The sequence below is a fragment of the Acinetobacter sp. YH12255 genome, assembly GCF_013417355.1.
In the GTDB taxonomy this organism is placed as follows: domain Bacteria; phylum Pseudomonadota; class Gammaproteobacteria; order Pseudomonadales; family Moraxellaceae; genus Acinetobacter; species Acinetobacter pseudolwoffii.
In genome coordinates this window covers 96,937-105,553 of the sequence record NZ_VPEC01000007.1, presented here as the reverse complement: position 1 = coordinate 105,553, position 8,617 = coordinate 96,937, and the positions used below count along the sequence as shown (strand labels likewise).

Sequence of the window (8,617 nt, the reverse complement as noted above, 5' to 3'; positions counted from 1 at the left end):
GTAAGTAATTTAAAGTTAACAACAATTGATCCTCTAAACACAACGAATGAGGTCTTCCAGATTTTTTCTTGGCAAGTTCAGCGTGTTGTAACACTGATACCATTTTTAAGAATAATGGACGAGGAACGCCAACAAGTCGTTTAAATTCCCCATCATTAAATCTAGTTAAATTTTCATATTTCATGGGACTAGTATAAACAATTTTTTACTTTCGCAAGAGGTCTAATTAATCAATGAGAATGAAAACCACTTATAAAAAAATGCCGATTTTAAGCTGTTTTTTTGATAAAAAATGCCAAATAGCTTTAATGATTCCTTTCTGTTTGCAAGCTTTTGAGAGCAGCCAGCAAACCGTCAGCTACTTTGAATATAAAGAAATGGCCAATCAGGCCTGTGTATAGATAGAGTACTGAGGAAGAAAAACCTCCAGAATCTTGTAGTGTCCTGCATGATCGAAATAATTCAAAAATGACTCAAGCAGATAAAAATAAATATATTTACAGCTGAAATACAATGTTTTAGCGTTAATTCAACTAGAATCAGGAAAGTAGGAAATGCTCCTGATCTCAGGATTCAGCATGTATATATGCTGTTGCAGCATATTATGAAGAGCTGCTGATCTAGAGAAAATTGCATCTCCTCCATAAACTTAAAACAAGTGAATACCAATCCTTGATGGAAAAACCTATGCAATGTCCTAAATGTGGTTCCACTGACATCGAACAGCGTGATCACGAACAGAATTTAAAGAAAATTGGTGGCATTCTCATGAGCTCGGCCGGTGCCACTGCGGGTACAGTCGGTGGTGCCGCTTCTGGCGCATCCGTTGGCGCAGCGATTGGTACTGTTGCTGGCCCCTTAGGTGTAATTTTAGGTGGGACAGTGGGTACTTTTGTCGGGGCAATCAGTGTTGGCATTACCGGTGGCGTAATAGGGAATTTCCTCGGCAAAAAAGCCGGGATTTCCGTCGACCGTAATTTATTCTTGGATTATCAATGTTTAAAATGCAAACATAGATTTATTCAAAAAGATCAAAAAGATCAAAAAGATCAAAAAGATCAAAAAGATCAAAAAGATCAAAAAGATCAAAAAGATCAAAAAGATCAAAAAGATCAAAAAGATCAAAAAGAAGATTAATATCATGAAGGAAATGAAGTGAGTGAGTTCTTCATTTCCTTCTGAGTTAATGCTTAAGACTGATTGAGTTTTAAAGCCACTTCAGCCAGTCGTTTGCCCTGTACTTCGCACAAAACTTTTTCATCTGGGCTTAAACCCTGATCATGCCGTGGGCCACTGACATGACTGGCACCGTACGGCGTACCGCCAGTCTTGGTATTGGACAAGGCAGCTGTAGCATTACTGAGCCCCATAATCATCATACCGTGGTGGAATAATGGTGGCAGCATAGTCAACAAGGTACTTTCCTGTCCGCCATGCATGGAACCCGATGCGGTAAAGACACAGGCCGGCTTACCGTGCAGCGCGCCATTCAGCCATAGACTGGTGGTCTGATCCCAAAAGTATTTCATTTCTGAGGCCATATTGCCAAAACGGGTCGGTGAACCTAAGGCCAAGCCAGAACACTGGGCCAAATCCTCTAAACTGCAATAAATATCTCCTTCTGCCGGAATACTCGGCTCGGCTACGGTTACGACGCTAGAAATATTCGGGACAGTCCGAATTTTTACCGCCATTCCTGTCGATTCAACGCCATTGGCTATCAGATGTGCCATTTCTTTCGTTGAGCCATATTTGCTGTAATATAAAACAAGAACATAAGGTTGCATGAGGCTTCTTATTCATTACTTAAAAAAATAAAACTATACGATATTCTGTAACTTTTTTGGTTAAGCTAATGGATGAAAATTCATGATGATTAAAAAAATTGAGATTGGATGCACATGATTGTTGAGTATTTAAAAAAGTTACCCTTTTATGAGAAACACTGGTTTCAGTTTATTTTATTCGTACTCCGACGCTTTGAAGCAGACCGTTGTCGTGAGCAAGCCGGTTCCCTGACCTATACTACGCTTTTCGCAGTCGTGCCGATGTTGACGGTTTTCTTGGTCATTATTTCATCGATTAAAGCCTTAGAGCCTGCACGACAACAATTGCAACAGCTGATCTACAGTAACTTTCTACCCAAAACCACGATTGCCTTTGATAAAGCGCTGAATGCCTTTACCGATAAATCCAGTAATTTAACCGTGATTGGTATCCTGTTTTTATTCATTACGACCGTATTGATGCTCACCAGTATCGAAACGGCCTTTAACCGAATTTGGCGAGTGACTCAGACCCGAGGTGGAATTATCGGGTTTATGCGCTACTGGACTATCATTTCGCTGGGACCGATTTTACTGGGTAGTGCCTTCGTCATTTCATCAACCGTGGCTTCCATGAGTGTCCTCAGCAATAACTTTGCCGGGTATGAACTTAATGGTGCTTTTGTCCTCTGGGCCATTTCCTTTTCTCTGACCGTACTCGGATTTTTCATTCTCAACTGGACCATCCCCAATCGCAGTGTGCCACTCAAGTCTGCATTTATTGCCGGCCTATTTAGTGCAGTGGTGTTTGAGCTGCTTAAAAACCTGTTCGGTTTTGTGATGTCAAACTTTACCAGTTATGAGATTGTCTATGGTGCATTCGCCGCTGTGCCGATCTTTCTACTGTGGATTTATTTATCCTGGAATATTGTCTTACTCGGCGTTGAGATCAGTTATGCCCTGACGGCCTTTGAGTCTAGTCAGGATCATAAACGTCACCCAATCATCATGCTGCTGGATCTATTAGAGCTGTTTCATAAAAAGCAAAAAACTGGTGAGAGCATTAGTGAAGCAGAAGCATTAGATGCTTTGGGTCGTGATGAAATTGGTCGCTGGCCAAACTATGTGAGCATGTTTGAAAAACAAAATCTGATCAAACGTACCGATGACAATGAATATGTCTTGGTACGTGATCTGGATCAGGTGAGTTTTTGGGACTTTTATCTGCAACTTCCTTATCCATTGCCACGTAAGCATCACTTCACCGAGGCACATACCGAGGAAATCTGGATGCAGAAATTCTCGCCTAAGCTACAGGAAACCGATCAATATCTGGAAGAAAAGCTGAGTTTTCCACTTTCCGAATTGTTCCGGAATAAATAATCCTAAATCCTCTCGCTTGAGAGGATTTTTTTAAGTTGTTTGCGTAGACTTCCAGCAGACGATCGCACCTGCGGTCACCAAAGCAGTACCAATCCAAAAACTCAGCTCGGGTCGAATATCCAGAATCAGCATCGACATAACTGAAGACAGAATTGGCATAAAATAGGTGGCCAAAATCAGTACCTTGATATTGCCGTACTGCATGCTCTGATTCCAGTTACTATAAGCAATCCCGATCAGACTGCCTACTATGGCGATTTCCAGCCAGAGCTTCAATGAAGGCATCCTGAAAGGCTCATCCAAGCCCAGATGTAAGCCCCATAACGCAATGACGGCGACCACAAAAAAAATCGGTACGCCATTTTGTCCACGACCATATTTTCTGGTCAGAATGCAATAACATGGCCATAACAAGGCACCGATAAAAGCAAAGCCATAAGCCCAAGGATTTTCAGCTAAAACCTGCATAAGTTTCGATAGATTGGTAATTTCAGGATTGACCACCAACATCAGACCGACTACAGCAAGCAAAAATCCTGGAATGCCCCAAAGACGCGCCTGCAATTGCCGGGCAAATATCGAAAAGACAATCATCAAGGGTGGCCAGAGATAATTGATCATCGCAATCAGCATCACCTGTTCACGGTGATCCGACCAGGCAACTGCAACAAGAAATAGAATTTCATAAGCAACGAACAAAGCCCCACACCCCAATAGATAGCACTTGGACATTTGCCTGATTTTAGGAAATCCAATCAATGCCAGAATCGCCAGACTACTAAAACTGTAAATCAGGGCAATCCCCTGCACCGGACTGGTAGATTCGGTAATCAATTTGACCACAGCCACCAGACTGGCCCAGATCAGAATGGAAGACAGGCCAATCCAGGTGGCCAGTTTCATCGACCAGACGTTCATGTTTGCTCTTGAGGATTGTTCGTTGTATTCGGTTTTTTCAGCCATCCCTGCAAGCTCACCAGAATCACGCCCAGCATGACCATACAGGTTCCAACAATAAAATTCAGTTCGATCTGTTCATCCAGAATCAGCACCCCAAACAGCATGCCAAATACAGGCGTTAAAAAAGAAAATACGCCCAAACGTGAAGCCAGATAATGTTTCAGCATCCAGAACCAGATCAAATAACTGGCAAAGGAAATCAGCACGGTATGAAAGATCAGACTGGAAATAGACAGGGTCGTCCATTGAATGGTCGCTTGTCCACTAAAAAAGGCCAAGGGTAGCAATAATATGCCGCCCATCAATAATTGATAGAATAAGGTCTGGGTGGCAGGTGCTTCAGCCAGTCGGCTCAGACGTACACTGACAGTGGTGGCTGCCCAGAATATACCTCCGAGTAAGGCCAGAAAATCTCCCCACAAAGCATCGGTTTGTAAAGTAGAGCTTGTCTGTGGTCTGAGTAAAAAACTAACCACAATCCCGCTAAATGCCACGAAGATACCGCCCCATTGCACACGCGACAAACGCTCTGCCGGCAATTTCCAGTGCAGACCCAATGCGACAAAAATCGGCGCAGTATAAAGCAAAACAATGGTATGCGAAGCTGAGGTATAGCGTAGTGCTTCCCCAATCAGATAAAACTCGGTTGCGAACAGTATTCCGACCAGCAATCCTGCAGGCAAATAGCGGGTGCTCAAAAGCTGACGGCGCACGCTCTGCTGAATCAGGGGATACACCATGATCGCAGACAAGGCTGAACGCAAGGCAATTTGCATCAAGGCTGAAATATCACTGGCCGCCCATTTCAACACGACCTGTTGTAGCCCCCACAACATACATAATACAAACATGATGGCAGATGCTTTGGTATCTAGCGCCTGACGTTGCTTCACCCCTACTCCTGTGACCGCTTTAAAGTGCCCACTATAATCTTCTCTGCGGTAAAACAATACTTTTCTATTATTTTGCCAGCGCTGTAAATATTTTAAAACTCGATAAAAAAGGACTGCACTCGCAGTCCTTTCAATCAAAAAATAACGTTCAGCTTATTTAACCCAAGTCGTACAGACATAATCCTGAGACTGGCCTTTCAGGGTCATTTTCAACTGATCGCCTGCATGCAATGCCGCCACACCCGCGGGTGTACCCGTCATCACCACATCACCTTCTTCTAAAGTGAATACCTGGCTGATATCTGCCAGTAAAGTCGCGATATCAAAAATCAATAAAGCGGTATCGCCTTTTTGACGCAGTTCTTCATTCACCTCCAAAGTGTAATGCACATCTTGCCAGTCCGCGACCACATCATTCACAGGAATCCAGTCTGACAACAGACACGAACCATCAAAGGCTTTGGCACGTTCCCAAGGCTGGCCTTTTTTCTTGAGTTCATCCTGCAAGTCACGCAGGGTCAAGTCCAGACCTAAAGTCACCGCACCCACCGCTTGCAGTGCTTTTACAGGATCATTTTCTTTGCTTAAAGTCCGGTCAATACGCAAACTGAGTTCACATTCATAGTGGCAGTTGCCCCACTCCGGATTCCATTCAATCCCTGCATCGAGCGAGCCTAAGGCACTCGGTGGCTTAATAAATAAGACCGGACGATCAGGGATCGCATTTCCGAGTTCTTTGGCATGATCGGCATAACTGCGACCAACGCAGACAATTTTGGATGGGCGTGTACTCATGATCAAAACTTTCCTTTATTTGTCTTTATATCGATCTCTGGATTATTTTTTAAATGCATTCTCAAAAATGTTTTGCTCAGTCGCATCTTTAAAGGCACGTTTTGGCACAATGATGACGGTACGGTTTTTCAGTTCCAGCATATAGGTCAGTTTGCCGGCAGCAAAATTCTGCACTTCACTATACGCTACCAGCTTGCTACGCTCATTATTAAAAATCTCCGCATAGTCCTGATACAGATCGAGGCCTTGCTCACTCTTACCAAACTGATATTTGACGAACTGGCGTTTAAACATCATCGGTAGAAACCAGTAACGCATGATGCCTTGCAGGATCAGGAAGAATGCCCCCAAAGCCACGTAATAGCGTCCTACCCCGTCAAAGCCCATCGAAAAGCCCCAAAGGATAATCCCGATACTGACCAGAGGCGTCAGAAAACGTGAAATCTGCTTTTTGCCAAAAGTCGCCAAGGCAAAACCATCCTGAGATTCTTCTAAAGTCAGAAAATAACGGGTCGATAAAGTCGGTGCTGACTCAGTCATAGCATCACATCAAAAAAATAAAATCTTGCCCAATACTATAGCAAAATATGCACAATGCTTATGGCCTGACGCATCAATTACATAACTTTGCTTTGGAAAAACGTGTATTTAGTTTTAAATAAACAGCAATTAAAACAAAAAATATGCAACAGGATGTTGAATGAAAGGATTCAAGCAATGTATTGCAATCGGTATCTGTTCGGGTCTGTCTACTCTATCACTGGCCAAGATCATTCCCTGGGATGCAGAATTACCCAGTAGCCTGAGTGCTTATCCGGGCAATGCCCAACAATTGGCAGAATTAACAGGCGAAAGGATTCTGATTTATGCGCATCCGGTAACTAAAACCCAGCTTCCTACCTTAAACAGTAAGGCCACCAGCAAGGCACAATTTTATAGTGCCGCCGTGGTTTTGCCTGTGGCTGAAACACAGGTCGAGAAATTGCTACAGCATTATCCGGATTATGTTGGCCTGTTTCCGACTTTAAAGTCGGCCAAAATTTTAGAACAGCAAGGCTCGATTCAGCAGGTCAAATATCAGGTGCATATCCCCACACCAATTCCGATATTGAACTTCAAAGAAACCGTGGTGATGCAGCATCATCTGGGCAATAACAGCATCAGCACTTTAATTATTGATGCACCCATTCCTTATGGCGCGGGAAAACTGGAATGGTTCGCGCTTGATCCGCACAGAACTCTGGTGACAGTGACCCAGTGGGGCGACCTGAACCAGCCCAAAGGTTTTCTATTCAGTAAGATTCTCAATGCCCTGCCTGAAGCCAAACTTGGCATTCCTCCCAGTACCAACGCATTTGTACTCGAAGCACTGCAACAGCGCTTTAAAACCAGTCATGCCACAACACTCACCGCCCCGACTCCACAACTGAAATTTAATTCACAACAGCTACAGAAGATTGCCCAGCTTAGTCAAAAATCCGGCCAACCGGTCAGTTTTATTTTGCCCAGCTATCAGATTAAAGAAGGAAAAGCGTCAGAAAATTTGAGATTTAGCAGCACCTATCAATACTTTCCGCATTCGGTAGACAAGCTACGACCGTGGTTGGCTGCACAAGCCAGTCAACAGCTTTTCCCACGCCAGATCAAGAAAGTCGAACTTAACCCGATCAATACCCAAAGTGTAGATGCCAACTATAAAGTTTCAGTGGGCTTAGGCGTGATTCAGATTCCATTCAACTTCAAGATGCGTTTTTACCAGCCCGATCCCTTGCAGAATCAGTTCAATGCCAATGGTGGCGACTTAAAGTTTGTCAAAGGCGGCATGAAGCTATTGCCGCAATCACAAGGTAATCTGTTCCAAATCACCAGCAGCATGAAGATTCATGATCAGGTACCGTTTTTATTAAGGGCCATGCGCAGTCTGCCCTATCACGATGTATTACCTGCGGTGGGTGGCAATACCGTCTATGCACTCAAGGTACAGCAAAAATTAAGATAATCAACGAATCGGTAGTTATTGGTTTTTTATATGAAAAAGCGTTAAATATTACAGACGTAAAAAAACCGCATCAATGTGCGGTTTTTTCAGAATTCTTATCAAGATTGGTGCGCTCAGAGAGATTCGAACTCCCGACCCCTTAGTTCGTAGCCAAGTGCTCTATCCAGCTGAGCTATGAGCGCGACGTCTTGATGGGGTGCATTATACGGATTTTTTAAGGCTTGTTAAGTGTTTTTTAATAAAAGCACAACTGAATGTATAGTAATTAAACGATACAGCAGTATTTACAGTTTTCTGTGAGAATTTCTGCACATTTAGAGCTAAAAACAATTAATACCATCCGGACTTTGACGCTGCATTCAATGTGGCGACAAGCTCCATTTCATCCTGATGAAAAGTACACAGCAAATACCGAGAAAGATGTCCCCAAATTTCAGGCACAAAAAAACCGCTATGAAAGCGGTTGATTGTTAAAGTTGGTGCGCTCAGAGAGATTCGAACTCCCGACCCCTTAGTTCGTAGCCAAGTGCTCTATCCAGCTGAGCTATGAGCGCGTAACTTGTGTGCCTAGGTTGGCAATACGTTTTTATACTTAACTTACTTGGTGCGCTCAGAGAGATTCGAACTCCCGACCCCTTAGTTCGTAGCCAAGTGCTCTATCCAGCTGAGCTATGAGCGCGCGACATAAGTAAGCGTGGCGGTGAGAGAGGGATTCGAACCCTCGATACAGTTACCCGTATGCGTCCTTAGCAGGGACGTGGTTTCAGCCACTCACCCATCTCACCGTAACGTGCGGCCATAATACAAATTTCGGCATGGCA

The 8,617-nt window shown here is 43.7% G+C and carries 8 protein-coding genes, 4 tRNA genes and 1 pseudogene; 3 read left to right on the top strand and 10 right to left on the bottom strand.

All coding sequences use genetic code 11. From position 1 onward, the window contains the following. Positions 1 to 184: pseudogene (locus tag FTV30_RS04925) on the bottom strand (IS5/IS1182 family transposase); the annotation flags it as partial. Between the two features lie 503 nt (positions 185 to 687). On the opposite strand from FTV30_RS04925, the gene FTV30_RS04920 reads away from it, so the two are divergent. Further along, a complete protein-coding gene (locus tag FTV30_RS04920) occupies positions 688 to 1,137 on the top strand; it encodes a hypothetical protein (protein WP_100535247.1) in 450 nt (149 codons plus the stop codon). A gap of 53 nt (positions 1,138 to 1,190) precedes the next feature. Here the strand turns inward: FTV30_RS04920 and wrbA are convergent, their stop codons facing one another. After that, complete coding sequence (gene wrbA, locus FTV30_RS04915; protein ID WP_180001125.1) at positions 1,191 to 1,787, bottom strand: NAD(P)H:quinone oxidoreductase; 597 nt, start codon at positions 1,785 to 1,787, stop codon at positions 1,191 to 1,193. A gap of 114 nt (positions 1,788 to 1,901) precedes the next feature. On the opposite strand from wrbA, the gene FTV30_RS04910 reads away from it, so the two are divergent. Continuing rightward, complete coding sequence (locus FTV30_RS04910; protein ID WP_180001128.1) at positions 1,902 to 3,149, top strand: YihY family inner membrane protein; 1,248 nt, start codon at positions 1,902 to 1,904, stop codon at positions 3,147 to 3,149. 30 nt (positions 3,150 to 3,179) lie between these two features. Here the strand turns inward: FTV30_RS04910 and yddG are convergent, their stop codons facing one another. The 4 genes from yddG to FTV30_RS04890 form a co-directional block, all read right to left on the bottom strand. Next, complete coding sequence (gene yddG / locus FTV30_RS04905; RefSeq protein WP_180001124.1) at positions 3,180 to 4,067, bottom strand: aromatic amino acid DMT transporter YddG; 888 nt, start codon at positions 4,065 to 4,067, stop codon at positions 3,180 to 3,182. Continuing rightward, positions 4,064 to 5,002: a DMT family transporter gene (locus FTV30_RS04900; protein ID WP_180001123.1), complete on the bottom strand. Its 939-nt coding sequence runs from the start codon at positions 5,000 to 5,002 to the stop codon at positions 4,064 to 4,066. Before FTV30_RS04900 ends, yddG begins: the two co-directional genes overlap by 4 nt. A gap of 153 nt (positions 5,003 to 5,155) precedes the next feature. Continuing rightward, positions 5,156 to 5,797, bottom strand: coding sequence for a fumarylacetoacetate hydrolase family protein (locus tag FTV30_RS04895; RefSeq protein ID WP_180001122.1), 642 nt, complete (start codon positions 5,795 to 5,797; stop codon positions 5,156 to 5,158). A gap of 42 nt (positions 5,798 to 5,839) precedes the next feature. Then, entirely contained in the window at positions 5,840 to 6,337 is a 498-nt protein-coding gene (locus FTV30_RS04890; RefSeq protein WP_005168696.1) for a YcxB family protein, read from the bottom strand. Between the two features lie 160 nt (positions 6,338 to 6,497). On the opposite strand from FTV30_RS04890, the gene FTV30_RS04885 reads away from it, so the two are divergent. Beyond that, complete coding sequence (locus FTV30_RS04885; protein WP_180001121.1) at positions 6,498 to 7,796, top strand: SRPBCC family protein; 1,299 nt, start codon at positions 6,498 to 6,500, stop codon at positions 7,794 to 7,796. A gap of 105 nt (positions 7,797 to 7,901) precedes the next feature. Here FTV30_RS04885 and FTV30_RS04880 read toward each other — a convergent pair. The 4 genes from FTV30_RS04880 to FTV30_RS04865 all read right to left on the bottom strand — a co-directional run bounded on the left by FTV30_RS04880 (position 7,902) and on the right by FTV30_RS04865 (position 8,581). Next, positions 7,902 to 7,978: transfer RNA gene (locus FTV30_RS04880), tRNA-Arg, on the bottom strand. Between the two features lie 295 nt (positions 7,979 to 8,273). Then, a tRNA-Arg gene (locus tag FTV30_RS04875) sits at positions 8,274 to 8,350 on the bottom strand. Between the two features lie 48 nt (positions 8,351 to 8,398). Further along, positions 8,399 to 8,475 (bottom strand) — tRNA-Arg (locus FTV30_RS04870). A gap of 16 nt (positions 8,476 to 8,491) precedes the next feature. Continuing rightward, a tRNA-Ser gene (locus tag FTV30_RS04865) sits at positions 8,492 to 8,581 on the bottom strand. Positions 8,582 to 8,617: the final 36 nt, after the last annotated feature.

What these genes read in the sequence shown, in the direction of transcription:
- FTV30_RS04920 (WP_100535247.1), top strand. Translation starts at nt 688, where the DNA reads ATGCAATGTCCTAAATGTGGTTCCACTGACATCGAACAGCGTGATCAC.
- wrbA (WP_180001125.1), bottom strand. Translation starts at nt 1,787, where the DNA reads ATGCAACCTTATGTTCTTGTTTTATATTACAGCAAATATGGCTCAACG.
- FTV30_RS04910 (WP_180001128.1), top strand. Translation starts at nt 1,902, where the DNA reads ATGATTGTTGAGTATTTAAAAAAGTTACCCTTTTATGAGAAACACTGG.
- yddG (WP_180001124.1), bottom strand. Translation starts at nt 4,067, where the DNA reads ATGAACGTCTGGTCGATGAAACTGGCCACCTGGATTGGCCTGTCTTCC.
- FTV30_RS04895 (WP_180001122.1), bottom strand. Translation starts at nt 5,797, where the DNA reads ATGAGTACACGCCCATCCAAAATTGTCTGCGTTGGTCGCAGTTATGCC.
- FTV30_RS04890 (WP_005168696.1), bottom strand. Translation starts at nt 6,337, where the DNA reads ATGACTGAGTCAGCACCGACTTTATCGACCCGTTATTTTCTGACTTTA.
- FTV30_RS04885 (WP_180001121.1), top strand. Translation starts at nt 6,498, where the DNA reads ATGAAAGGATTCAAGCAATGTATTGCAATCGGTATCTGTTCGGGTCTG.